This is a genomic window from Neolewinella aquimaris (genome assembly GCF_014197245.1).
In the GTDB taxonomy this organism is placed as follows: Bacteria; Bacteroidota; Bacteroidia; order Chitinophagales; family Saprospiraceae; genus Neolewinella; species Neolewinella aquimaris.
Genome location: NZ_JACIFF010000003.1, coordinates 272288 through 297381, shown reverse-complemented (window position 1 = coordinate 297381; position 25094 = coordinate 272288). Strand labels below are relative to the sequence as shown.

Here is a 25094-nt window from a genome sequence, read left to right as displayed (position 1 = left end):
AAAATCCAAGGGTTAGCGACAAATAGGCTTTTAGTGGGGATTAAATATTGACTAACCGCCATAACTAGCACACATATCAATCAAATATTTCGTTGAACAGCAATACCCTCTACCCGTTGGACGGGGTCACCCCGTCCAACGGGTAGAACCACCGGGATGATTGGCCGTTAGAGGATCGTGTCCGCATCCCCTTCCCCAAATCTCCTCCGCCGCGGCGACGACTGGTTCACCGGGCGTGGCTGGACGGCCTTCCCCTTCCAGCACGAAGCCTGGAAGGCCTACCTCGACGGCAAGAGCGGACTGGTCAATGCGCCTACCGGCAGCGGCAAGACCTACTCGCTGATCCTACCTATTCTGCTGGAATTTCTAAAGGAGCACCCTGACGATCCCGCTAAAGCAAACAATGGGCTGCAAGCCATCTGGATCACCCCCATCCGTGCCCTGACCCGGGAAATACAGGCGGCCGCTGAACGAGCCATCGAGGACCTGGGAATGAAGTGGCGCGTCGGCATCCGCTCGGGAGATACGAAGACCGGCGAGCGAACCAAGCAGCGAAATAAGCCCCCGGAAATTCTCATCACTACCCCCGAAAGCCTTCACCTGCTACTAGCCAGCAAGGGGTACGAAAAGTTTTTCTCCGACTTGCGCGTGCTGGTCGCCGACGAGTGGCACGAGCTGCTGGGCACGAAGCGGGGGGTACTGGTCGAGCTGGCGCTGAGCCGTTTGCGGGGAATCAGAGGCAATGCCTTTCGCACCTGGGGCATCTCCGCCACCATCGGAAATATGCAGGAGGCACTGGATGTTCTTGTGCCGGCGGGGACGCGGGAGCGAATCATCATCCGGGCAAAAGCCAGCAAGGAAACCGAGATGATCACCGTGATGCCCGACGAGATCGAGACCTTCCCGTGGGCCGGTCACCTCGGCATCAAATTATTGGAGAAGGTGGTGCCCATTATCTACGAATCCGGCTCTACTCTCATCTTTACAAATACCCGCAGCCAGTGCGAGATCTGGTACCAGCGGTTGCTGGAGGCCGACCCCGACCTTTCGGGAGCTATTGCCATGCACCACGGAAGCATCAGTCGGGAACTGCGCGACTGGGTAGAAGATGCGCTCCACCAGGGTACGCTGAAGGCAGTGGTATGTACCTCCAGCCTCGATTTGGGAGTCGATTTCCGACCAGTAGAAACCATCGTGCAGATCGGCAGTCCGAAGGGAGTAGCCCGTTTTCTGCAGCGCGCCGGACGCAGCGGTCACCGACCGGGCGCCAAAAGCACCATCCACTTCGTACCCACGAACAGCCTGGAACTGCTGGAGGCCTCCGCCCTACGACGCTGCATCGAGAATGAGGTGATCGAAAGCCGCATCCCCTACATCCGCAGTTTCGACGTACTGGTACAATACCTGGTGACGCTGGCCGTGAGTGGAGGCTTTCGGCGCGAGGAGGTGCTGAAGGAGATCAGGGGCACCTTCTGCTTTGCTTCGGTCAGCGACGAGGAATTTGCCTGGTGCCTTGATTTCATCACTACGGGGGGCAATAGTCTGGGGGCATACGACGAGTACCACAAGGTCGTCCGCGACGAGGAAGGCGTATATAAAGTAGAAAGCAAGCGGGTAGCTATGATGCACCGCCTCAGCATTGGCGCGATCGTGAGCGAAACCACCCTGATGATCAAGTATATGTCGGGCGGCTACATCGGTGCCATTGAGGAGTACTTTATTTCGAGCCTCAAACCCGGCGATACCTTCTGGTTTGCGGGGCGCAGCCTTAAATTTATGAAGGTCAAGGGGACGGAGGCCCTCGTCAAGAAAAGCAACGCGAAGAAGGGGAAGGTACCCAGCTGGCGAGGTGGGCGAATGCAACTCTCCAGCCAGCTTTCGGCCTACCTGCGTAAATCGCTGGAGGAACTAAAGCTGGAAGATTACCACGACGCCGAATTACTTAAACTGGCCCCCCTCCGCGACATTCAGGCCCACCGCAGTGCCGTACCTGCCACCGACGAGCTGCTGATTGAGTACTTCCACGACCGCGAGGGCTACCACCTGCTGATGTACCCCTGCGAGGGCCGCGGAATCCACGAAGGACTGAGCTCGCTCATCGCCTACCGCATCGGTCAGTTTGCACCCCTCACATTCACCATTGCCATGAACGATTACGGCTTCGAGCTCCTGAGCGACCAGCCCATCCCGATCGAAGAAGCCCTCGGCAGCGATCTCTTCAACCTGACCGAACTCACGGCCGACCTCAACGCCGGCATCAACGCCACCGAAATGGCCAAACGACGCTTCCGCGATATCGCCGCCATTGCCGGCCTAATCTTCAAGGGCTACCCCGGCAAGCAGAAAAAGGAAAAACACCTCCAGAGCGGCTCCCAACTCTTCTTCGACGTCTTCACCGACTACGAGCCCACCAACCTGCTCCTACAGCAGGCCTACGACGAGATCATGACCTTCCAACTCCAGGAGGCCCGTCTGCGCAGTGCCCTCGAGCGCATCAACGGTCAAACCATTCTCTTCCAACAACCCCGCAAGGCCACGCCCTTCAGCTTCTCGCTCATCGTCGACCGTCTGCGGGAGCGCGTCTCCTCGGAAAGCCTGCAGGACCGGATCAAGCGGATGCGGCTGGCGCTGGTGAGGGAGTAGGGGGGATGAAATTTAAAATTGGGAAGTTGAAATTTAAAATTTGCTGCGCAGACCCGTAGAGAGCTGGGGTAGCCGGCGTGTAGTCGTGGTCGTGCGTAGTGAGATCGTCTGGGAGTAGAGGCCGCCCCGCTTTACACCGTACCTCGATCTGCGAAAAAATCTGCGCCTTCTGCGTAATCCGCGGTGGAAACTACTCCGGACCGCAGGTCCTCCCCCCTTCATACGCTTGGCGTACAACGCCTCTACCCGTGAAGCACACGTACGAAACAGCGGTAGCCAAATTGTAAATGGCACCTTGGAAATGGTAATTGGTAAATTCCTCCCTCTAGTCAGCGGACGAACCTCGTACCTCGGTCGGCCGACGACTTATAATCCGCCGATCGCCCCGATCGTCCACTCTAGTCGGGCGTCGATGTTGCGGGTGGTGACCTCGAGGGGGAAGAAGACGAGCTCCATGCGAACATTTTCTTCGGTAAGGAAGAGGCTGCGGAAATTTTTCTCACCGGGATTGAGGTTTACCACCTGCTGCCGGCGCCCGCCCAGGTCACTGATGCTAAACATCAGATCGATGAAGGTGCAGTCGCTCTCCGAGGCGGGACAGACCCGCAGCTCTATCCGCTCGATCTCCCGGAAATCCTCGCCGGATATACTGGTGATGCGCGCACGCACGCCGCCGACTAGATCAATGTCGTCTACGTCCACTCCATTGTCGGCGAGTGCCTGATTGAATCCCGTAGCGAACTCCGGTCGAGCGACGACAAAGGTGCGGAAGGAGGATTGGCCGGCCGGAACAGTAAACTCAAGCACCGGGTAATTGATATCAAACAGGCGATCGCCAATCGTGCTTTTCGGGCAACCGAAAAGCGTCAGGACCAGTACCGAAAACAGTAAAAAGCGCATCCACATCGGTTTTATTTACCAAACTTACCCTGCTCCTGCGACCCCGCCCTAGCGTACCACTGTGACGTCGCCCCGGTAGCCCTCGCGGCGGCCGTTGATGTAACTGACCTCGACCACGTAAACGTATGTGCCCCCGCCAACGGGTCGGCCATTCACCCTTCCATCCCAACCCAGGGCGGGTTCGTTAGCCGGGAAGGGCTCGGGGGCCTCAAAAACCAGTCCGCCCCAGCGGTCGTAGACGCGCATGAACTCGATCCGCGCCACCGCCCGGCCACCAAAGACCGTAAAGCGATCGTTGCTGTCGTCGTCGTTCGGCGTGAATGCGTTGGGTATGTAGATCGGAAGGTCTTCAATGACGATGAAATTTATCAGCGCCGTATCGACGCAGCCTGCCGGATTGGTCCCCGTAACGAAGTAATCGCCCGAAACGACCGGCATTACGTTTACGCGTGCGCAATCGGGTGTAAGACAGGTAACGCTGTCCGGCCCCCAGGAAAACGTGACGGGGAAGTAGTTGCTCCGCGCCAGTAGCGTGGTATCGTACCCCAGCAACAGCTGCACCCGATCGGCAGTTTCAATGACGAATTCAGTGGGTTGGCTCAGGCTGCCGGACAGGCTATCGACGCAGCCATTGATGTCACGAACGTGGAGAGTGTACTCGTCCGCAAACAGTCCGCCGAGCCGTGGTTCGGACTGAAAATTGACCCCGTCGGCACTGTAGGTGTACTCCGGCGACCCGCCCGCCGCCGCCAGGGTAAAGGATCCGGTGGGTACTCCAAAACAGATCAGATTCTCCTGATCGACGATAGCGGCCACGATTTCTTCCGGATCATTTAGCGTGACGGAATCGGCTACCGTGCAGCCAAGGCTGTCCGTAAGATTGACGGTGTAGGTGCCGGCGGGCAGGTTGATCCGGTCGGGTCCTGATGGGCCGTCGGTCCAGGTAAACGTATAGTTGCCCCTCCCCCCCTCTCCGGAGGCGAAAATGGAGCCGTCATTGGCCGCGAAGCAACTGCTGCTGTCCGACTGTAAACGGACGGCCAGAACGGGAGGCTCCGTGATGGTGATCTCAAAATCGCCGGTGCAACCCTCCGCGTCTACCACATGCACGGGATAGGTGCCGGCACTGAAGCCGCCCCGTTGCGGTTCAGGCTGCAGACCATCTCCGAAGTCGTAACGGTAAGCGGGGACCCCGTTTGCTATTTGGAGAGAGATTCTGCCGTCGGCAGCTCCATTGCACACCGGTTCGGTAAAGGTTGCCGCGCCGGCGACCAGGCCCAGTTGCCGTTCGTCGACGAAAATATCTTGTTCAATCTCACAGCCATTTGCATCGCGGGCGCGGACGTTGACCATGGTGACGGGTAGATTTTCCAGTCTGGTATCGGTGGAATAAGGGCCACCGTTGAAGCTGTATTCGTAGCCTCCCGCCCCGCCGCTGAGTACGCGAAACTCCAGTGCCCCGTTGGTGCCTCCCGCGCAGTCGGGTTGAACGATGAGGGTGTCAAAAACGAATGCCTGGGGGCCACCTACACTGTAGGAAAAAGTTCCTTCGCAGCCCGTCCCATCGGTGATCGTGACCGTATACTCTCCAAGGTCAAGGTTATCGATCGCGGCCGTGGCGGCTCCGTTGCTCCAGGCATAACTGACCGGGCGGTTGGCTATCCGAGTGCGTCCGGTAAGGTCGATGCGTCCGTCGGCAGCGCCGGCGCAGGTCACTTCGCTGATCTCGGCGGTCGCGGAAAATTGATCGGCGCAGCACACTACGGAAAACTCGGAGGCGGTGACGTACTCGACACATTTGCGGGTGGTGGTTATGGCCAGGGAGACGTTGGGGGCGCCGGGCTCGGAGAAGGAAACTTCGTGGGGTCCTGCTCCGGAAGCGGTCCTGGGGGTGGCGGTAGGCCCGAAGTCCCAGGCCCAGGAGGCGATGCCGTCGATGGAAGTGGATTGGTCCTGAAAGGTGATCGTCTCGCCGACGCAGGCTTCGGCACTGCTGAACACCAGGTTGGGTTCGGGGCCGAGGAACGTGCCCGTGCCGCCGAATTCTATCGTAAACCCGTCGCCGGAGCTGGTGAAGTTCATGATCACGAGGGCATAAGATTTACCGGCTTCCATGTCGATGGCCCGGGCGAAGTTGTTGTCTCCCGGAGTACAGCCACAGCTTTCCGTATCGTCCGGGTCGGCGGCGGATAATCCCGTACGGCCCAGACAGGGGAGGTTGTTGTCGCCATTGCCCCCCGTTTCTCCTGAGTACATCTGCCGCAATACCGTCCGTGCGCCGCAGTCGTCTACTCCATTAGACAACTCGTACACCGCGAAATCGAGGTCTTCGTTGGGCGCGACGCCGAGGGGGGTGATGGAGAAGGTGAGGGTGCCGGGCTCGTCGCAGGTCCACTTGTACCAGGATGAATTAAACTCGTCCGGCGCCGATCCATTGCAGACGTCGCTGGTCCCCAACAGGTCGTCGTCGACCTGACCGTTGCCCTGGAGGGACTGCACCGCGAAGGGTGATTTGTCGCACAGTAATACGGCGGTACCGCAGTCGCTACTCGGATCTGGTACAGCATCGAACTGCTCTACGCAGAGTTCGAACGTACCTTCTCTCCCGTTGCGAGCCCCGACCAGAATGTAGTAGGTCTGTCCCCGTACGAGCTCATTAAAGATCAGGCTACCCCCATTCTGCACTTGACCGCCCGAGGCGAAGGGGGAGCGGCAGGCTTCATTCTGGAAATTATCACAACTACCGCTCATCAGTGCAAATTGCGGTTGCTCGATGGTGCCCCGCACGTTGCCCGGTACGGCACCGGTGACCTGAATGCTCACCGAGTTCCGGGTGGCGACAAACGAAAACCAGACGTCCTTGATTTCGAGCCGCTCGTCAAGGCAGATGGCGTACTGTTCCTGCTCGAGGGAAGTGGTGGCTCCCGTAGTGGAAAAGGCTGCCGCTCCCGAGCAATAGATCGGCTCGCGGGGAAGTGCGATGGCACCGCTACACTCGTCGTTGGCCGGCTGGGCGTGAAGACCCGTAGCCAGCAACAGCGCACATCCCAATAAGTAAACGTAGTTCATAGGTATCGGTAGCAGAATATATACTTAACAGGTGGGAAGACGCAATCCGTACCTCGGATCCGTAGTAAACTGTCCTTACCCTAACAAACTTTAACTTACCGGCCGTGAAATCATGGATCCCCAACTTCGTAACCCTGCTCAACCTCTTTTGCGGGTGCGCGGCCATCATCTGTATACTCGACCTCCGTTTCATTCCGGCCTTCTGGTTCCTGTTTGCGTCCGGGTGGTTCGACTTTGCCGACGGCCTCGTGGCCCGCGCCCTCAATGTAAGCAGCGAGCACGGCAAGGAACTCGACAGCCTAGCCGATATGGTGAGTTTCGGAGTGGTACCGGCCATGATCTACTACGTATTGCTGCTTTTGCCGGTTGACCTTGCACCTGCGTCCCCGCCCGCCATCACCTGGTCGTGGTACGCCGCCCCCGCCCTCTTCGTGGCCCTCTTCAGCGCCCTGCGCCTGGCCAAATTTAACCTGGATACCCGCCAGAGCGAGAACTTCCTGGGCGTAGCTACCCCCACCAGCACGGTGTACGCCACCGGTCTCATGCTGATCGTAGCGACCAACCCCGACTGGGCCCCCTACGTACTCAGCCGTTGGGTACTTTACCCCTCCATCCTCATCATGAGTTTTCTGCTGGTGAGTGAGTACCCCATGTTTTCTTTTAAGCTGAAGGGCTTCGGGTGGGCCGGCAATGAGACGAAGTATATCTTTGCCGCCCTGGCCATCGGCCTGTTGACCGTACTGTGGACCTCGGCTTTCCCCTTCATCGTCGTCGTCTACCTCATTCTTAACCTGGCCTTCCCGCCGCCTTCGTCCGCCAAGCAGCCCCTATGAAGTTTATCGCCCACATCAACATCATGCCCAAGACCGAGCTTCTCGACCCCCAGGGCAAGGTCGTCGTCAAGAACCTCCCCAATCTCGGCATCCAGGGTGTCTCCGACGTACGCATCGGCAAGCACGTGACCATCGCCCTCGAAGCTCCCAGCGAACAGGAAGCACACGACAAGGTAGAACTGGCATGCTCGAAGCTGCTCGCCAACGTGATCATGGAAAGTTATGACTTCGTCATTGAGGCTCAGTAGTCGGTGAATTTTTGAGTTGTTGGATTTGTGAGTTGGCCAGTCTAGCATACGTGACGAAGCGGGCGGCGGAGCGCAGGAGCAACCCAACAACCCACCCAATCAACAACTCAACAACTCACTAACCCAACAACCCACCCCCCAAACCTTCCCATTTTCCGTTTGTTTTCCGGGTATGAAGACGAAAGAAAATTGGAACACCCTCACCCCCGAAGAGGAGCGCGTGATTGCCCGCAAGGGTACCGAGATGCCCTTTACCGGTGAGTATAATAACTTTAAGCAGGACGGTATTTTTGTTTGCCGGCGCTGTGATGCTCCCCTGTACGACAGCCACGACAAATTCAGCAGCGGCTGCGGTTGGCCGAGTTTCGACGATGAGATCCCTAATGCAATCCAACACCTTCGGGATGCCGATGGTCGCCGGATCGAGATCCTCTGCAACAACTGTGGCGGTCACCTGGGGCATGTGTTCAACGGCGAGCGGTTTACGGAAAAAAACACCCGCCACTGCGTCAATAGCCTGTCGATCAAATTTATTCCCCGCGAGAAGTACGAGGCCGAGCACGGCTCCCTCGATACCGACGAAGCCTGAAGGGCAAACCTGATCCTTGGAAGCGGCTGTTTCTGGGGTAGGGAATACCACCTTCGTAAGCTGCCCGGCGTTATTTCCACCCGGGTTGGTTTCGCGGGCGGCAGGGCAACGGACCCCACCTACGTGCAGGTTTGCGAAGAAAATACCGGCCACGCAGAGGTAGTTTCGGTTAATTACGATACCCGAATACTCACCACACGAGATCTCCTAACCGAGTTCTTCACCCTCCACAATTTCGAGCTTAACCGCGGACGGGGAACCGGACAGTACCGCTCGGCGGTATTTTCCCTGGTGGAAGACGAACAGCTAACCACCGCCCGGCAAATGTTGCTTATTCTCGAACGGGCCGGCTACCAGCCCACCACGGACGTAGCAGTGGTCGCTGATTTTCACCCCGCCGATGCCCGCCACCAGCAGTACTGTACGGCGCGCGGAATGAGCCCCACCCGACGAAACGACACTAAGATCAGGGAACTTCTCGGTACAGCAACCAAACCAGGGACCGGGTGTTAACGTAGAGCATATCTATCCAGACAAGTCTGAAATAACTTTTACTATGGGCCAGCGCCTCATCTACCTCGACAACAACGCCACCACTCCCACCGATCCCCGGGTAGTGGATGCCATGATTCCGTACTTCTACGAGAACCCCGGCAACGCCGCCAGCCGCAACCACCCCTTCGGTTGGGCCGCAGAGGGCGCCGTCGACACCGCGCGTAAGCAGATCGCCGACCTGATCAACGTCGACGAACGGGAGATCATCTTCACCAGTGGTGCTACTGAGTCGGACAACCTGGCCATCAAGGGCGTCTTCGAAATGTACCAGCGCAAGGGCAACCACATCATCACCGCCAAGACCGAGCACAAGGCCGTCCTCGACGCCTGCGGCAAGGTCGAAAAGATGGGGGGCAGCGTGACCTACCTCAACGTTGACCGGGAGGGGCTCATCAACCTGGAAGAACTCGAAGCCGCCATCACCGATAAGACGGTACTGGTCTCCATCATGTGGGCCAACAACGAAACCGGCGTCATTCAGGACATGAAGGCCATCGGCGAAATTTGTGCCAAGCACGGCGTACTTTTCATGTCCGATGCTACCCAGGCCGTCGGCAAGATTCCGGTCGATCCGAAGGAAGTAGGCGTCCACCTCATGGCCTTCACGAGCCACAAGATGTACGGACCTAAGGGCGTCGGCGCTCTTTTCGTCAACCGCAAGAACCCCCGCGTCAAGGTCACCAGTCAGATGGACGGCGGCGGTCACGAGCGCGGCATGCGTTCCGGCACCCTGAACGTACCCGGCATCGTCGGATTCGGCAAAGCGGCAGAGATCGCCAAGGCAGAAATGGCCAGCGACGCCGAGCGCCTCAGCCGCCTACGCGACAAACTCGAAAGTGCCCTCACCGGAATGCTCGAAGAGAGCTACGTCAACGGCAGCCGCGAGCACCGTATGCCCCACGTCACAAACATTAGCTTCAAGCACGTCGAGGGAGAAGGCCTCATGATGACCTTTAACCAGAACATCGCCGTCTCCTCCGGTTCCGCCTGTACTTCCGCCAGCCTCGAGCCCAGCTACGTACTCGTAGCCCTTGGCCTCGGCGACGACCTGGCACATTCCAGCCTTCGCTTCAGCCTCGGCCGCTTCACCACCGAAGAAGACATTGATGAAACCATCGCCAAGGTCGCCGAAGGCGTCAATCACATGCGCGATCTCAGCCCCATCTGGGAAATGTACAAGGAGGGTATCGACATTGATGCCATTGAATGGTCGGCCCATTAATTAGGGAGTGAAGGACTAAGGGATCGAAGGATTGAGGGGGCAAGGGATTGAAGGGGGGTACGATTAATCTTTCTCTTCCCAATTCTTGTTATATCCCCAATCCTTCGACCCTTCATTCCTTCTTACCTTCTATCCCTTAATCCTTCGACCCCTCAATCCTTCTACCCTTCCTACCTTTATTCCTTCAATTCCTCTACCATGGCATACAGCGAAAAACTTCTAGACCACTTCAAGAATCCCCGCAACGTCGGCACCCTTGATAAGAATTCCGAAAACGTAGGAACCGGTCTCGTCGGTGCCCCCGAATGTGGTGACGTGATGCGCCTGCAGATCGAGGTCGATCCGGCTACCCAGAAAATTACTGCGGCTAAGTTCAAGACTTTTGGTTGCGGCTCTGCGATTGCCAGTTCCAGCCTCGCTACCGAGTGGCTTAAGGGAAAGACCGTCGACGAAGCCCTCGCCATCGACAACATGGCCATCGTTGAAGAACTTGCCCTTCCCCCCGTCAAAATTCACTGCTCCGTTCTTGCCGAAGACGCCATTAAGGGTGCCATCAAGGATTACCAGCAGAAGAAAGGTGTGCAGACCGTCGAGTCCATCGCCGCTTCCCACTAAATTTTAACACTATGCTTTTCGTTGCCGATAGCGCGAAGGAAAGGCTGCGCGAAATTCGTGAGGCCAAGAGCCTTCCCGAAAACTACTTTCTGCGGGTGTCCATCACCAGCGGAGGCTGTTCCGGACTGTCCTATAAGCTCGACTTCGACGACGAACTACAGCCCCGCGATCAGGTCTTTGAGGACAATGGAGAAACCGTCGTCTGCGACCTCAAGTCGTTCCTCTACCTCTGCAATTCCACCCTGGAGTTCAGCGGCGGTTTGGACGGTAGCGGCTTTGCCTTCAACAACCCCAACGCTACTCGTGAGTGTGGGTGTGGGGAGAGTTTTGCGGTGTAGGAATTGTTAAGTTATTTAATTGTTGAGTTGTTGAATTGGCCTTATCGGTACCGATTCACTTTGCTATCAAACTTTAATGAAACGCCATTTCGACCTAGTCGTTATGGCGTTTTCGCATTTAACAACCCGACAACTCACTAATTCAACAACTACCCCTTACCCATCTACCCCGTCAGCACCGACGAAGCCTCCCTCCTAATCGCCCCCTGGGCCAACGCTACGGGGTCCTCCGGTTGGCGGGAACTCATGGTACGCAGGCGACCGACGATCTGACTGCTGGTTTCGGCCCCCTCGGCCGCCCGGGCGATGAGGAGGCTGATGTTGTCGCGCGACTGAGTGATGATCGACCAGAGGGAATCGCTTACGTAGATCTGTTGGGTGATATTGTACTCCACCTCCTGACGGATGGCCAGCAGCAGTTCGGCGGTGTATTCACGGGGGGGCGTGGTCGGATCGGGCTGGATACGCAACAGCAGATTGGGGATGGAAATGCGCTCGAGCATAAGCGTAAAGCGCTCGCAGGCCTGGAGGCGTAATCCCTCGAAGTCTATCTGGTTGGTTCCGTCGGAGGGCGCTATGGGTGTGGTAGCCGTTTTTTCTAGTTGGATAACGGCTTCCCTGAAGCGGACCAGTGCATCGCGGAGAGCCCAGATCAGTGCAATTGACAATATCGTGGGTAATATCCAGAGGACAAGGGTGACGAGTTCCATAGCTTGCATTAGTGGGTCGAAACAGTAAGCGGCCTGCCAAGTTGGTTAAATTAGCCGGATATACCATGCCGTCCGCGACCTTTTGCCAAAAGCAACCATGTCAGCCGTACCGTTGTTAACCCACAAGTAAAGCCATTCAGAATTATGAGCGCCGACGTTAAGTCCCCCACCAAGACCGCCCCAATTTCTATTACTTCCTCCGCGATGGACCAGCTTGTTCGCCTCCGCAAAGAACTCGGAGTCGACAGCGATCACTTCCTGCGCATCGGCGTGCGGGGAGGAGGCTGCTCCGGTTTTGAGTATCAACTGGGCTTCGACTTACCGCAGGAAGACGACCAGCAGTTTATGGTCGGCGAGGAGCAGGTACTTATGAAGGCCGGTCACGCCCTTTACCTGCTCGGCATGGAAATCGACTGGGCCACCGGCCTCGAGAACCGCGGCTTCACCTTCAACAACCCCAACGCGAAGGAAACCTGTGGCTGTGGCACTTCCTTCAGTGCCTAGGTTCGGCTCCCTCTTCCCCGACCCGCTAAATGTCCGTCGGGGCATCCCCCTTTACTACCTCAAGTCTGAAGAAGAAAATCGCCGCGACGTCTACGAACGTTACGACGAACTGGTTGCACGCCAGACTGCCCTCCACCTCGCCGATGAGCTGCACGGTGGCTATCCCCTGAGGAAAGTTTCCGACTACATCCGCCAGTGGCTACCGGATTTGGCCGATGCCGCCGCGGTTGACATCGGTTGCAGCGTCGGTCGCCAGATTGCGGATATCGCTGGTGGCCACCCGAACTGGGACTGCTACGGCTTGGACTTCAGCTACCAGATGGTCCGCCAGGCCCAGGATTACTGGAAGGAAGGCAAGACCCTCAATCCGAATCTGTTGCGCTTCGGCTACCCGACCGTTGCGCTTCAAGGGCAGGTGCTCCCAAACCTCCACTTTGCCCTGGCCGACGCGAAGACCCTTCCCTTTCCCGACCGCAGCCTTGACTTGATCGTAAACACCTTCCTGATCGACCGCCTGCCCGATCTTTCGGCAACCTTTGCGGAGTGGTTACGGGTGCTCAAACCGGGTGGGCGCCTCATCACGATTTCTCCGCTGAATTTTCTCCAGCTCGATCACTGGAGACAGCATTATCCCCCCATGAAGATCATCGATCCCCTGCTGCGCGACGGCTGGGACTTGCTAGATCTTACTGACCCCCTGATGATTCACGAACCCATGGATGCGCGGGGCAACGAAGTGGTGTGGAAAACCCTCGCCTTCGTGGTCGAGAGCCCCTGCTGATCCCACTACCTTCTTTCTATGAAACTTATTGGCCGCTCAGTCATTAAGTGAGTTTCCAGTTTCTTCCCGTATGACGCCCCAGATCCGCTTTTCCCACTTCGTCGATCAATTTCCGCCCCTCGAACTGCCCATTACGTTCGGAGAGGAAACCGTACGTAAGATCAGCAAGGAAACCCCACCGCTCCCCCCGCGAATGATTGATCAATTCCTCGTACCGATGGAGCCGACCCTGGTCAATGAAGAATTTACCGAGTTCATTGCCTGCATGCGTCTTCCGGATGCCGAAGAATACGTAGGACTGGTGTACTGGCGGGCCGATCTGGCGCAGTACCACTACACCCTGGTGACCGTAAATCCAAAGACGGAGGAAGTCATCGACCGGCTCATCTTGGCTGGTACCAGCTACGACGGAGCGGAGCTCACCCAGACTACCGCCGCCATCACCGATGCACTTATGATCTACCAGGTCAGCGGTCAGGGCAGCGGGAAAGAGTTTGATTTTCAGGCCAGTGGCAGCACCGCACGCCGGTTCCAGCTCGCTGAATCCGGAAAGATCATCGAACTCTAGCGAAGGCGCTATTGAATCACCTCCACCCGCTCGCCGGCCGCGGATTCGTGGTTGCCGTAGCCGATCACCCGAAAGTTCTCGTTTGAAATGCCGGCTTCCACCAAGTACTTCCGGATGGTGGTGGCCCGCTCTTCGCTGAGCAACTGGGCCGCCCGGGGGTTGAGCTTGCGGGAGGTATGTACCCTGATCTCCACGAGCTTCTGGGCGTTGCGCACCGTTGCGGCGAGTGCTTCAAGCGCGGAGTACCCACCGGAATTAGGGTAAGCGGTATTGGGAATGAACGTCACTCCCAGCGGAGAAGCGCCGGGGATCGGTTCGGGTGCTTTTGGGGTCAGGCCGGCCGGCTCGCCCTGCACTTCCCGCATTGGCTGGCTGTACTGTGCTTCCACCTGCTGCTGCGGCAGATCGTCCTGTACGGAGTTTTCCCATTCCCGACGCTCGTAGGCGGCGGGCCGTTGATCGGAGTAGAGACCGGAACGAACAGTCGACCGCAGCACCGTGGTGTCGCGATCGCTGATCACCAGGGGTTCCGGGGCCGGGGCGGCGTCCCAGTCGGCACCGATCCGATTCACTCCGTCGCGTCTCCGCTGCTTCTCCTCCTGCTGCTTGCGGAACTTTTCCTTCATTCGCTCCAGCTCGTCCAAGTCCTTTGCGTAACGGGCCCGGGTCGCGTTCTCAGCACTTACCGTATCCCGCGGCTCCTGCGTCTGCGCCCTAAGCACGGGAAGCAGGCAACAGGTAAGCAAAACCAGCAGGGCAGTGCGGAAAAGGGTTGCGTGACTTGACATGATACTAGGGAATGTGTCCCTAAATATACGTCCTACACGTTGAAATCAATATCTACTTCCGGGGTGACGGGATGCGACTGGCAGGTAAGAATAAACCCCTCCTCCACTTCCGATTCATCCAGGGCGTAGCACACATCCATCTTCACGCCGCCCTTATCGACCCGCGCCATGCAGGTGGAGCAGGCACCGGCCAGACAGCTGTACGGAGGGGTTTTACCTTCCTCCAGCAGCCCATCCAGAATGGACTGACCGGGCTTGAGATCGATGGAAAATTGCTCCTTATTGAGCGTTACGTTGATCTTTCCGCCCTGGCTTTCGCCGTTGTTCTTACGGGCGGTATTGGCCGATACGAAGCGTTCGACGTGAATGAGCTTCTCGTCGATGCCGTGGCCCAGCAGGGCCGCTTCGACGTTGTCGATCATTTCCCCGGGACCGCATACGTAGTACCGGCATTCGAGCCCCTCCGTCGGGTGACGCTGAAGAAACTTGACGAGCGCCTTGCGATCGATCCGCCCGCGCGAACCTTCCCACTTGGTGTGACTGCGTTTGAACAACCCCTTTAAGCCCTTGGTGGCGTATTTCTTGGGCCGGGAGAGCGTGTGCTCCACGGTCAACTGCCCGGCGTACTTATTCTGCAGCTCCTTCAGTTGTTTGTCGAAGATGATGTTGTCCTCATCGCGGTTACCGTAAAGCAGGATCACCTCCGATTTAGGTTCCTCCTCCAGTACCGAGCGGAGGATGGACATCAGGGGGGTGATCCCGCTGCCGGCCCCGAAAAGGTAATAACGGCGGCGGGCGGCGGGGTCCACTTCGGCCAGGAACCGTCCCATGGGAGGCATCACATCGACCTCTTCTCCTACTTTCAGGTTACTTGCGATGTGGTTGCTTACGACTCCCCCCTTGACCTGTTTCACGGTAACGGCCAACTCATTGTCGTGGGGGGCGGAACACATGCTATACGCCCGTCGCTCCTCTTTGCCATCGATAAAAAAGCGGAGGGTCAGGTACTGTCCGGCCCGGTAGTTAAAGGCGGTCTTGTCGGCACCCGGCACGTCGAAATAGACGCTTACCGCCCGATCCGTTTCCGGCTGAAGGCGCACGACGCGCAGGGGATAAAATTGGGGTTGGCTCATGATCAGCTTTTGGGGGGGCAAAGGTAATTAGCTTGGGGGAAGTATGGTTCAGCCCTGCGTCACGAGTGCACCCTAGTTAAGCTGAAAGCGCACAACGATGCCACCACTTGCGGTCGTCTGCGGGAAACCCAGTGGATTAAAGGGCGTCGTCTTACGGTAGTCGAAGAAGCCCCGCAGGCTCAGGCGCTGATTCAGCTGATACTCCACGGAAGGGGCCAGGGTAAAGATGCGGCTCCCCTCAATAATTTCTCGGGTGGGCGGCAGCAGGCGACTGGCGTAGGTCTTCGATTCGCGCAGGCTGAGGTTGAACTGAATGTCCATATCGCTCACGTTGAGGCGGCCGCCGGTGCGGCTGTTGCCTCCTCCCTGTCGGTCGTTCAGGTTGGGAGTGGCGGGGTCGCGGGTGCGGCGCCTCCCCTGGAGAAAGCCGATCTGCACGTCCTGCAGTACAATCCCGAACCCGCCGATCACCTCCTTTCCGACACTCTCGGAGAGCAGCTTGCTCACCACGTTAATGCTGCGCGTTTCGTTGCTGGTGTAGGCGAAGTTTACGGACAACCCGTTGACCAGCTCGGCGTCGATAGCCAGCAGGGGAGCAAAGGCCTTCGATTCGGCCAGGTTGGGAATCTCGATACGGGGGTAGTAATTGAGGCTCACCGTATCGTAGCCGGTCAGTTGCGGCGTGGTCTGTCGCTCGATCGCATCGAGGTAGTCCAGGCTGGTCCCGTAACTCGAAATGCTGAAACTCGACTGAAACCCGTGGGTGATGTTGACCCGGCGGAAAATGTCGCTGAGCCCGCCGATTTTGTCGAGCCCGTTCCAGGTCAGTCGCCAGTTAGGTGCACCGACGATATCGAAGGGGTCAAGACTGACCGAACTCGCGTCCTCGCCCCGGTAAGCCGCCAGGAAGGCCGGCAAGAGGACCTCCTGCTGGTTGGGCCCGTAGCCGAAGGAATACCCCTGGGCGGCCAAATCCGGATCGGCGTGGGGCGTATTTCCGCCGCGCCGCTGGCTGATGATGAGGCGATTGGCTTCGAAGCTGGCAAAAAGGTCGTTGAGGCTGGTCGTATCCTGGCTGAAGAGGCTCATCGCACCCCCATTACTGAAGGTCAGGGAGCCATCGCGTACCGGCACACTGTGCTGGAAGGGTTCGTTGGGTCCCTTGTCCTGCACCTTGAAGGTCTCGGTGTAGTTTTCGGTGAAGGCGCGGTCCATTGTCAGTTCCAGGCGGAAATCGGTGAAGGGTTCGATAATGGCGTTGGCGTCCCACCGTTTGGTGTAGTTCTGGATGACGTCCTGGCTCAGCATCGGATTGTCGCTGATGTAGCCGTCCTGGGCCAGGGTATTCAGGTAATCCTGGTCGCTCTGCCGCTGCTCCTCGGCCAGGGTACGGATATTGGGTTGGAGGCCGGCCACAAAGCCCCAGCCCGGCGTACTCCACCCGTCGCTGAGTCCGAACAGGTTGGGTTCGGGCAGGAAGCCGGGAATGACGGTGGTGAAGTCCTCGCTGTAATTCAGGCGGGCGCGGCGCAGGGCCAGCAACGGACGGATGAGGGCCTTGGTCGTTTTGCTGGCTTCCTTGGTGCTTTCTTCGTCATCGTTGTTCGTGCCCGGGCGGCGGGTCGGGCGGCGGCGTGCGCTCTGATTGATCTCCCGCAGGAAGGGGATTTGATCGTAGAACTTCTCGAAGTTGAGGTCGGCTGTAACCTGCCGTTGCTGGCTGTTCTGAATCAGGTTGCCCAGCCCCTTCTCCTGGATCAACAGGGGAGAGGCGGCCCAGGAATAATTGCCGAGGTACTGGGCCCGCACGTCCACGAAATCGAGGAAGGGCAGGAAGCGGAGCGGCAGTTGGTAGCTGACGTTCAGGGTGTGGTTGTACTGCTTGGGCCGTCCGCCGTCGAGCAAGCTGCTCCAGATGCTGTCGCGGCGTAGGGTTTTGGCCTCCTGATCGGGCAGCAACACCAGCTCGTTCTCGTCGGGCTCGTCGATGGTGGCGTTCATGTTGGCGTTGAAGCCAAGACGAAGGCTGCGCGTAAGGTTCCACTGCACGTCGTAGCTGCGATTCCAGATGAATCGCTTGTTGAAGAAGGTATTGAAGCGCTCGTCCACGCCGGCAAAGCGGTAGCTGGTGGTGGAGAAACTGCGGTTGAGCACGTTGGTGATGCTGATGGTGTTGGGCAGCAGGTTCAGGTTGAACTCACTGAGTAGCCGCAGGTACTTGCTTTCGATGCCCTTGAACGGTTCCAGCCCGGCACCCTGTCCGCGGCTGAAGGTGTAGTCGACGGCCCCGGTATGGTCCTTGATGATCTCCGACTGGATGTACGGATCGCTTCGCTCGTTCTTCGTATAGCCGTAGCTGACGCTGAAGTTGGCGGGGTCGAGCGGACTCGGTTTAGTGCGGCGGGTCGCGGGAGCAATGCCGATATTATTTAGGTTGACCGCCGTGATTTTGTTGATCTCCTGGGCCTGCTCCCGGATGCTGTCGCGGATCTCTCCGGTTTCGGCCTGCTGCAGCTTCTCCTTTAGCTTGATGTCGTAGTCGTAGGGATCGTACTCCGGCGTACTTGTCTGCTTGCTGTGTTGCAGGTAGACCGGCAGGCGCACGCCCCACTTCGAGGGCAGGAAGCGGTCGACGCTGAGGTTGGTGGCCAGATCGTAGCCGGCGGTGCTAAAGCGATTGCGCTGTAGCACGCTGTTGTCCAGCGCGCCGAAACCGACGCTGCTGTAGTTGACGGCCGCGGTGAGGTTGCCCAGGTCGGCCAGCTGTACGTCGGCGCGTGCGATGGCGGCTACGCCGCCCCGCTCATCGAGCCCCTCGAGCCGTAGTTCGTTCACCCAGACTTCGGCGCTGACCCCATTGTTGTCGAGATCTTTTTCGTTGCGGACACCGATCATGAAAACCTTCACGAAGCCCAGGTTGGGGTTGCCCTTGATGCGGATCGTGTGATTGATGCCTTCCGCGGGGGAATAGCGCTGCTCGTAGGTGGCATCGCTGGCTATGTTGTTTCCGTTTCGTTCCAGCTTGAGGGCGGTGAGTATCTCAAGGGGTAGTTGTACTTCGTTCTCCGGCAACCAGACCGAATCGGCATAAGCCCGGCTATTGGCATTGAGCCTCGCCAGTCCTGTCGTATCGGAAAGGGACAGCGGCACCTCGTATTCGTAGTAGTTCTGCTCAAAATCGGATCCCATTCGAAGGAAAAGGCGCAGTTCGCCATCCTTAGGCCGTTGGAAGCGGCTTTCTCCCGCGGCCTCCGCGTGCACGAACATCTTCAACTCCTCGTAGAGTCGCAGGTCGGTTTCCGTATACTTAAAGACGGCCCGGCTGTCGCTGGGTTGGAGGTTCTGCACCTTCAGCGACAGCGACTGCTCGTTCTGTAATAAGCTTTGGATCCCGATGCTGTTCTCGCGGCGAATGCCGTTCGGCAGCACGTAGTTGAAGGGCTGGCGGCGGCTGTTCTCCTCGATATTGACGGCATCGACGAAAAATTCGGTGTTGTCTTCACCCCCGATGATCGGTCCGGTCGCGAAGGGGCGATTGTACCGGCGCCAACTGTTGCGCACCAGTTCGAATTCGGCGAAGCGCAGGGTTACCGGAGCTTCGAATTCCCGCATGTACATCCGCATAAAGCGAATCGAGCGAAAATCCTGAATGCCCCCCACGGCGGTCTTGTCGTCGGTATTGAGCGGCACCCGGAAGCGGTACCAAATGCGGTTGCTGGCGGGATCCTCGATCCGGTCGGTGATGAAGGGAGTGGTTTCCTGGTCGAGCTCCCGGGGATTGACCCGCGACTGATTCAGGGGGATTTCGTACTGGAAGTAGCTCTCCGATTCGTTGAGGGTATTGTCCTGGTTGAGGTCTTCGTCGTCGGGCAGGTTCGTGGCCGACTGCCGCAGGTTGCTGGCGGTATTTTCGTTGGCGGCAGAGTTTCCCTGGGTGTTGTTAAAGCTCTTGTAGCGGGTCAGTACGCTCGTATTTTCGGCGTACCGGTCGCTGTTGAAGTAGTAAAAGTTGTCGTTGGCTACGTCCTCCGACAGGCGTTGCTGCACCGTAGTATTTCCCGAGAAGGCGGCCAGGTAGTCCGCGAATTGGGTGCGCTCCAGCGCGTCGTCCGCCCCGTCAAGTCCTACGTCCTGCGCCCTGCGGCTTTCGGGATCGTTGTCGAAACCCTGAGTGATTTGCTGGGCGACGGGTACCCGCGACCACACCGTCTGGTCGACGGGGCGGCGCGGATTGACCGGCGTAGGCAGGCCGTTCTCAAAAAATTTACGGCTGTCCTTGAGGATGTCCTCGCTGACGTTGCCGAGATTGAGGTAGAGCTTGCCCTGTTTTTGCTGAGCGTTCGGTGCGGCCTGCGACGGATTGGTGGGATCCAGGAAGGGCGACAGCATCCAGAATTCGATAAATTCGATGTTCGAAGACTGAAAGTCAGTCGTGGTCATCTCCCGCATGATACCTCCCCAGCGACTCTTCGGGTCGAGCAGCTTCACGGGTACGAGCGGGTCCCCCTGGTCGGGTAGGGAGCCGGCGGTGAGCCCGGGGTAACCCTGGGGCGGATCGAAGTTATAGGGACCGCGCTCATTCGGATAGTACGAAAGGTCAAAGGTGAAGAACTGGAACAGATCGCGCTGGTAGCCCTGGTCGGTGTTGGGAAATACCTCCTGCTGGGGTACCCGACTTGTGTATACGTTCTGATCGTCCCCGGCCCCGGCCTGCCGGGCGCTCTGGTCGATGCGGTACCAGCTCAGGGAGGCGCGGTTGGCCCCGCTCACGAGCCCTTCCTGACTGGCTTCCGGAAAGAGGGGATTGTTGTTGGAGCCGTCGTTCTGGGGCACGGAGGCCAGGTACCACCGCTGTACGGGGGTCATCAGGTCGATGGGGCTGGAAGTGCCTTCAAAGTCATCGAGGTAGACGATGCCCCCCTTTTCGGTCCGACTCAGGTTAATGGCCTTACTGTGACCGGGGTCGAGAACAGCCGTTTCCGCCGTCACGCTCACGTTGGAGGGGGCGTTGGTGCTGAAGAAGGGCAGCTTATCGAGGGTACGGGTCAGCCAGCCAGAGGGCTTGTTGAAGGTAGCGTCGAAGCCGTAGATGCGGTTGTTGATCGGGTCCTCACCGATGTTCACCTTCTGGGTGAAGGGGCGCTCGAAGAGTTGCATAAAGGTACCCCCGACGGCCAGGTTGTCGTTGACCTCGTAATCGGCACGCAGGCCGAGCATGGTTTTGGTTTGCAGGCTGAAGATGGTGTTGTCCTCGAAGCTTACGTTGATCGGCACCCCGGAGCTCAGGATGGCATCGTTGAGTACCCGCACGCGGCCGGTGCTGTAGTCTACTGTGTAATCGCGACCCTCGACGAGCAGGGCACCGCCCGCCGTCACCCGCACCGAGCCCGGTGGAATGTTGAAGGCGCCCAGACTGATCTCGGACTGAACGGTGGACTTGTACGTACCGCGAATGGCGAAGCGGTTCTTCTCCGGGTACTCCCGGGCTTGGAAGAGGGTAGAGTCGTACAGCTCCTGGTAGGTAAAGCGCGGAGCTACGTCGGGCGGGAGCCGATTGGCCAAATCGCTGCCGAAAGGTTCGAGTACGGGAAAGTAGATTCTGCCGGTGGCCGGGTTGATCGTAATCCCGGGCACAAAGTCGAAGACCCCGTCGGGCTGTGGATCACCCTGGGTATTGAGGCGGTCGAGATTAAAGGCCCGGATAAGGGGCACGCCGGGGATGGGATTGAAGGTGCCGCCGGGCAGGTCGACGTCCACCGGCAGGAAGCGCTGGAAGCCCTGGCCGGGATTTTCGTACTGCACGTCGAGGCGAAAGTCCTCCTGGTTTACCTGGTAGGCACCGAGGGAGTAGACGTTCTTCATCATCAGGTCCCAGGCCGGCTCGCTCACCCGCTGGGTCGACGACTTGAGCAGTTTGGTGTAGAGTACCTGATTGGAGAAGTTACTGGTGTCGGAGCTGCTGTTGTCGGTATTGACCGAGAGCTCGCCCACCTTGAATATTTCACCGTTGTACTTGTAGCGGTAGGAGACGGCCACCACCTGATCGGGCTGCACGTTGATGTTGAGCGAGATAAAGCCCAGTTCCGGATTGATGGTGTACTCCCGCGGATTCAGTTTCCGGGCCGAGACCTTCTCAAAATCGCGGATTTGCTCCAGGCCGAAGCGAGCGGATTGCAGTACCGATACCGACCGGTCGATGTCACGTAAGTTCTCACCTAAGCTGACCAAACGGCCGTACAGGTCGTTAGCGCCGTTTTCGGGCAGGGGACGGCCGTCGCAAATTTCCTGGTAGCGGGGCGTCGGGAACTTCCCTACGGAGTTGGGGTTGGTTAGCCGTTCGGGCTCACCGAGGTCGGCGAAGGCCACGATGTCGCGGACGTCAAGTACCTCATTGCGGTCGTTGGTGATCCAGACTTCGATGTTCTCCAGATGGAAAAGCGTTTGGATCTGTGGCAGGTTTTCCAGCGCGTGCTCGTACACTTCCCGGTTGTAGTGACTAAGGAAGAAGTGGCGATTTTCGTCGTATTCGTCGGCATACACCTGAAACTCGGCCAACTGGCTTCCGCCCTCGATCGTGAGTTTTTCGCGCTGTGAGCGCTGCTGGCTGGCGATGGCCGTGAGGCGCAGGTGACCGAACTGCAACTCCGTCTTCAGACCGAAGAGGGATTGAGCCCCCTCGATCAGGGTACCGCGGAGGGGCAGGCTCACGTCGCCGGCCTCGATCTTACGGATGATGTCGTCTTCCCCAAAGGCCTCGCTGTTGTAGTCGAGCTTGATCTGGTTGTCGAAGTTGAAGTTGGCCCCGGTATTGTAGTTGGTATTCAGCTTGAGTTTGTCTCCGATCTGGCCGGTGACGTTCATCTGAATGTCCATGTCAAAATCGAAGATCGTATTGCGCCGGAAGCGTTCGACGATGAAGGGATTGTCCTGGTACTGGTAATTGAGACCGAAGCTCAGGTCTACGCTTCCCTGGGGCTGGATGCTGATTTCGGTGCCGCCAAACAGGTTGCTTACCAGGTCGGGATCAATTTCGATGTCGGCCAGAGGGTCGCCGATGTTGACGCTTTCGTCGGGGTTGCCTACGCCGGCCAGGTTGTTAAAGTACTTGCGCTGGTCTTCCTTGGCGCGGTACTCGAAGTATTCATCGAAGGTCAGGTAGGTGGGCGGGCGGAAATCGATGTCGCCCAGCCTTTCGCGGACGATGTAGCGGCCGGTCACCGGATCGTACTCGACGGTCTTTTCTACGGACGCGGGGTCCTGCAGGTCGACGGGGTTTGTATTCGGATCGGTGATGAAGTCACCGCGGCGGTCGCGCAGGGGAGGCAGGGTATCCCGTACCGCGACGAGGAATGGCTGGACGATGCCCTCCTGGCACCATTCGGCATCCGTAGCGGACCGGTAGGGGACATAGGTAAAGCTAAGCGAGACCAGGGCAACACAGAGTAGCGGTAGTGTCTTGTTCATACAATGCAATCCTTCCTAAACCCCGGTATGCAGTAAGGGCAATGTGCGGTAGTCAAAAAAAAGAGCTGCGATCAGGAAGACAATTCTCGGAGTGCGAGCTTGATCAGGTCTTCAGGCGTAGCCGTTTGGGGATGGGCCGCCAGCACCCGGTTCAGCGCACGCTGGACGGAGGGCCGGGCGAAGCCCAGGTTAACCAAGGCAGATAACGCCTCGGTCCGTAGCGTATTGCTTTGGACGGAAAGCATTGTCGGCGATTCACCGCTTTCCTTGATCATCTTGTCCTTCAAATCAAGGATTATCCGCTGCGCCGTCTTCGGCCCGATCCCCTTCACTTTGCGGATCGTCCCCACATCCTCACCGATCACTGCCGATCGAAGCTCATCGGCATTCATACTCGAAAGCACCACCAGCGCCGTAGCCGGCCCCACCCCGCTCACCGAAATCAGCAGCCGAAACAGCGTCCGCTCCTGCTCCTCGTAAAAACCAAACAGCGTCTGCTGGTCCTCCTTCACGTGAAAATGAGTCAGCAACTTCACCGTCTCCGCCCCCTCGATCTTAGTGTAGGTATACAGGCTGATATTCACATGATACCCAATCCCCCCCGCCTCAACAATTACAAAAGACGGATTCTTATGGGCAACGGCGCCCTTGACGTATGCAATCATGGGTGTAAGGTAGTGTAGTATGGTAGTACGGTAGTAGTATAGTACGGTAGTATGACCTACTGTACTATACTACTACCGTACTACCATACTATCTCACAATCTGCCCCGTCACCCTCAATAACTCCGTCTCCGTATTCTTCAGGTTCAGTAGGGCGTTGAGGCGCTGGGTTTCGGCATTGGCGTAGTTGAGCTGGATCTGGCGGTAGTCGAAGCTGTTAATGGTACCCCCGCGGAAGCGCTCTTCGGCGATCCCGATGTTGCGCTCGGCGTTGGCGATCAGTTCTTCGGTGATGCCGATGATGCGGGCCTGGTTTTCGTAGAGGGCCAGGGTGTTGAGCAAGGCGGTACGGAGCTGTTGCTGGGCGGACTGGTAGTCGAGCTGGGCGGTCACTTCCTGTAGACGGGCGGACTGGGTACGTACCCGGCGATTGCCCCCGTCGAAGAGCAGGTAGCTGGCCGTAAAGCCTACGTTTCCGGAGAGGGTGCGGGCCGCTACGCCAGGCAGTTCCTGTTCTCTACCGGGCTGGTCGCCGCCGAATTCGAAGGTCTGGGTGCCGGTTTGGATGGCGACGTCGTAGCCCGCACCCGCGCCGATACCGACGACGGGCTTGCGCTCGGCCTCGATGAGCTGGGTCTGGAGGGCGGCCAGGTCGCGGTTAATGAGAAGGTTCTGTAGGTTACGGTTTGCAGCGAGTAACTGGGCTTCCAGGGCGGCGGGGTCGTAGTCCGTAGGGTCGTAGACGAGATCGTCCGTGAGTTCCACCTCCTGGTTGAGGTCGTCGCTGCCCATGACCTGTAGGAGGGTCCGGACGGCATTGCGGTAAGTGACCTGCTGCACCACCAGGGTAGTCGAATCGGATAAGTACGCATCGCGGGCCTGCAGCTCATCGAAGGTGCCCCCCTGCCCGAATTCTTTACGCACCTCCTGGTAATTTATGCGGTCGCGGCTCAGGGCCAGTACCCGCTGGCGTACGTCGATCTGCTCGCGTTGCACCACGGCATCGTAGTAGGCGTTGATGATGTCCTGTACGGTATTTTCGATCTGTAGTTGCAGCTGGCCGGCGCTGAGGTCGGCGAGTGTTTCCAGCCGCTCCTTGTTGATGCGGATGCGTCCGCCGTTGAAGATCACCCAGTTGACCGAGGCGCTGGGCCCTACGGTATAGCTGGTGGTCGTACTCTGCACGACTATACTGGCGGGATTACTCTGATTGCGGTAGCCGACGCCGGGATTAATGCCCAACGAAATTGTGGGATACTTCTGGGTCAGCGCAAAATCGTTGTTGTTGCGGGCCACCTCCAATTCGTTGGCCGCGATCCGGATCTGGTAGTTGTTCTCCAGCCCCCTTTGAATCGCTTCGCTCAACGTAAGGCGTTCCTGGGCGGTGACGCAGGTGCAGAGTAAACAGAGAAAAAGCGAACAAATTTGGCGCATACCGCGGGGGATTAAGGTCGCAAAAATACTACCTTTC

19 protein-coding genes are annotated in these 25094 nt (G+C 58.2%); 11 read left to right on the top strand and 8 right to left on the bottom strand.

The window, feature by feature from the left end; translation table 11 throughout:
• The first annotated feature begins 177 nt into the window (after nucleotides 1-177).
• Nucleotides 178-2643 carry a ligase-associated DNA damage response DEXH box helicase gene (locus GGR28_RS07900; RefSeq protein ID WP_183495222.1) on the top strand — a complete coding sequence of 822 codons (2466 nt, stop codon included), beginning with the start codon at nucleotides 178-180 and terminating at the stop codon, nucleotides 2641-2643.
• 366 nt (nucleotides 2644-3009) lie between these two features.
• Here GGR28_RS07900 and GGR28_RS07895 read toward each other — a convergent pair whose 3' ends face one another.
• On the bottom strand, nucleotides 3010-3543 hold the full coding sequence (locus GGR28_RS07895) for a hypothetical protein (RefSeq protein WP_183495221.1): 534 nt from the start codon (nucleotides 3541-3543) through the stop codon (nucleotides 3010-3012).
• 48 nt (nucleotides 3544-3591) lie between these two features.
• On the bottom strand, nucleotides 3592-6612 hold the full coding sequence (locus GGR28_RS07890) for a T9SS type B sorting domain-containing protein (RefSeq protein WP_183495220.1): 3021 nt from the start codon (nucleotides 6610-6612) through the stop codon (nucleotides 3592-3594).
• 104 nt (nucleotides 6613-6716) lie between these two features.
• Here GGR28_RS07890 and GGR28_RS07885 point away from each other — a divergent pair, with 104 nt between their 5' ends.
• The 7 genes from GGR28_RS07885 to GGR28_RS07855 all read left to right on the top strand — a co-directional run bounded on the left by GGR28_RS07885 (nucleotide 6717) and on the right by GGR28_RS07855 (nucleotide 11012).
• A complete protein-coding gene (locus tag GGR28_RS07885; RefSeq protein WP_183495219.1) occupies nucleotides 6717-7445 on the top strand; it encodes a CDP-alcohol phosphatidyltransferase family protein in 729 nt (242 codons plus the stop codon).
• Nucleotides 7442-7693 (top strand): phosphoribosylformylglycinamidine synthase subunit PurS, encoded by a 252-nt coding sequence (purS, locus tag GGR28_RS07880; protein WP_183495218.1) that lies wholly within the window; start codon nucleotides 7442-7444, stop codon nucleotides 7691-7693. Before GGR28_RS07885 ends, purS begins: the two co-directional genes overlap by 4 nt.
• 172 nt (nucleotides 7694-7865) lie before the next feature.
• Nucleotides 7866-8282 carry a methionine-R-sulfoxide reductase gene (locus GGR28_RS07875; protein ID WP_183495217.1) on the top strand — a complete coding sequence of 139 codons (417 nt, stop codon included), beginning with the start codon at nucleotides 7866-7868 and terminating at the stop codon, nucleotides 8280-8282.
• A 9-nt stretch (nucleotides 8283-8291) separates the two neighbouring features.
• The gene (locus GGR28_RS07870) at nucleotides 8292-8795 is read left to right on the top strand and encodes a peptide-methionine (S)-S-oxide reductase MsrA (protein ID WP_183495398.1); all 504 of its coding nucleotides are present in this window, start codon (nucleotides 8292-8294) and stop codon (nucleotides 8793-8795) included.
• Between the two features lie 43 nt (nucleotides 8796-8838).
• Complete coding sequence (locus tag GGR28_RS07865) at nucleotides 8839-10059, top strand: IscS subfamily cysteine desulfurase (RefSeq protein WP_183495216.1); 1221 nt, start codon at nucleotides 8839-8841, stop codon at nucleotides 10057-10059.
• A gap of 198 nt (nucleotides 10060-10257) precedes the next feature.
• The gene (iscU, locus tag GGR28_RS07860; RefSeq protein ID WP_183495215.1) at nucleotides 10258-10674 is read left to right on the top strand and encodes a Fe-S cluster assembly scaffold IscU; all 417 of its coding nucleotides are present in this window, start codon (nucleotides 10258-10260) and stop codon (nucleotides 10672-10674) included.
• Between the two features lie 11 nt (nucleotides 10675-10685).
• A complete protein-coding gene (locus GGR28_RS07855; protein WP_183495214.1) occupies nucleotides 10686-11012 on the top strand; it encodes a HesB/IscA family protein in 327 nt (108 codons plus the stop codon).
• A gap of 164 nt (nucleotides 11013-11176) precedes the next feature.
• Here the strand turns inward: GGR28_RS07855 and GGR28_RS07850 are convergent, their stop codons facing one another.
• On the bottom strand, nucleotides 11177-11722 hold the full coding sequence (locus GGR28_RS07850; RefSeq protein ID WP_454557394.1) for a DUF7935 family protein: 546 nt from the start codon (nucleotides 11720-11722) through the stop codon (nucleotides 11177-11179).
• Between the two features lie 204 nt (nucleotides 11723-11926).
• Here GGR28_RS07850 and GGR28_RS07845 point away from each other — a divergent pair, with 204 nt between their 5' ends.
• The 3 genes from GGR28_RS07845 (at nucleotide 11927) to GGR28_RS07835 (ending at nucleotide 13575) form a co-directional block, all read left to right on the top strand.
• Complete coding sequence (locus GGR28_RS07845; RefSeq protein WP_246416529.1) at nucleotides 11927-12226, top strand: HesB/IscA family protein; 300 nt, start codon at nucleotides 11927-11929, stop codon at nucleotides 12224-12226.
• Nucleotides 12204-13007 (top strand): class I SAM-dependent methyltransferase, encoded by an 804-nt coding sequence (locus GGR28_RS07840; RefSeq protein ID WP_183495211.1) that lies wholly within the window; start codon nucleotides 12204-12206, stop codon nucleotides 13005-13007. The genes GGR28_RS07845 and GGR28_RS07840 overlap by 23 nt, the downstream gene beginning before the upstream one ends.
• Before the next feature lie 70 nt (nucleotides 13008-13077).
• A complete protein-coding gene (locus GGR28_RS07835; protein ID WP_183495210.1) occupies nucleotides 13078-13575 on the top strand; it encodes a hypothetical protein in 498 nt (165 codons plus the stop codon).
• A gap of 8 nt (nucleotides 13576-13583) precedes the next feature.
• On the opposite strand, the gene GGR28_RS07830 is transcribed toward GGR28_RS07835, so the two are convergent.
• From GGR28_RS07830 to GGR28_RS07810, 5 genes are all read right to left on the bottom strand, one after another.
• Nucleotides 13584-14363 carry an OmpA family protein gene (locus tag GGR28_RS07830; RefSeq protein ID WP_183495209.1) on the bottom strand — a complete coding sequence of 260 codons (780 nt, stop codon included), beginning with the start codon at nucleotides 14361-14363 and terminating at the stop codon, nucleotides 13584-13586.
• Nucleotides 14364-14395: 32 nt separating this feature from the next.
• Nucleotides 14396-15496: a ferredoxin--NADP reductase gene (locus GGR28_RS07825; protein WP_183495208.1), complete on the bottom strand. Its 1101-nt coding sequence runs from the start codon at nucleotides 15494-15496 to the stop codon at nucleotides 14396-14398.
• Between the two features lie 72 nt (nucleotides 15497-15568).
• The gene (sov, locus tag GGR28_RS07820) at nucleotides 15569-22960 is read right to left on the bottom strand and encodes a T9SS outer membrane translocon Sov/SprA (protein ID WP_183495207.1); all 7392 of its coding nucleotides are present in this window, start codon (nucleotides 22958-22960) and stop codon (nucleotides 15569-15571) included.
• 71 nt (nucleotides 22961-23031) lie between these two features.
• Nucleotides 23032-23625: a Holliday junction branch migration protein RuvA gene (gene ruvA, locus GGR28_RS07815; protein WP_183495206.1), complete on the bottom strand. Its 594-nt coding sequence runs from the start codon at nucleotides 23623-23625 to the stop codon at nucleotides 23032-23034.
• An 88-nt stretch (nucleotides 23626-23713) separates the two neighbouring features.
• Nucleotides 23714-25057 carry a TolC family protein gene (locus tag GGR28_RS07810; RefSeq protein WP_183495205.1) on the bottom strand — a complete coding sequence of 448 codons (1344 nt, stop codon included), beginning with the start codon at nucleotides 25055-25057 and terminating at the stop codon, nucleotides 23714-23716.
• Nucleotides 25058-25094 lie beyond the last annotated feature (37 nt).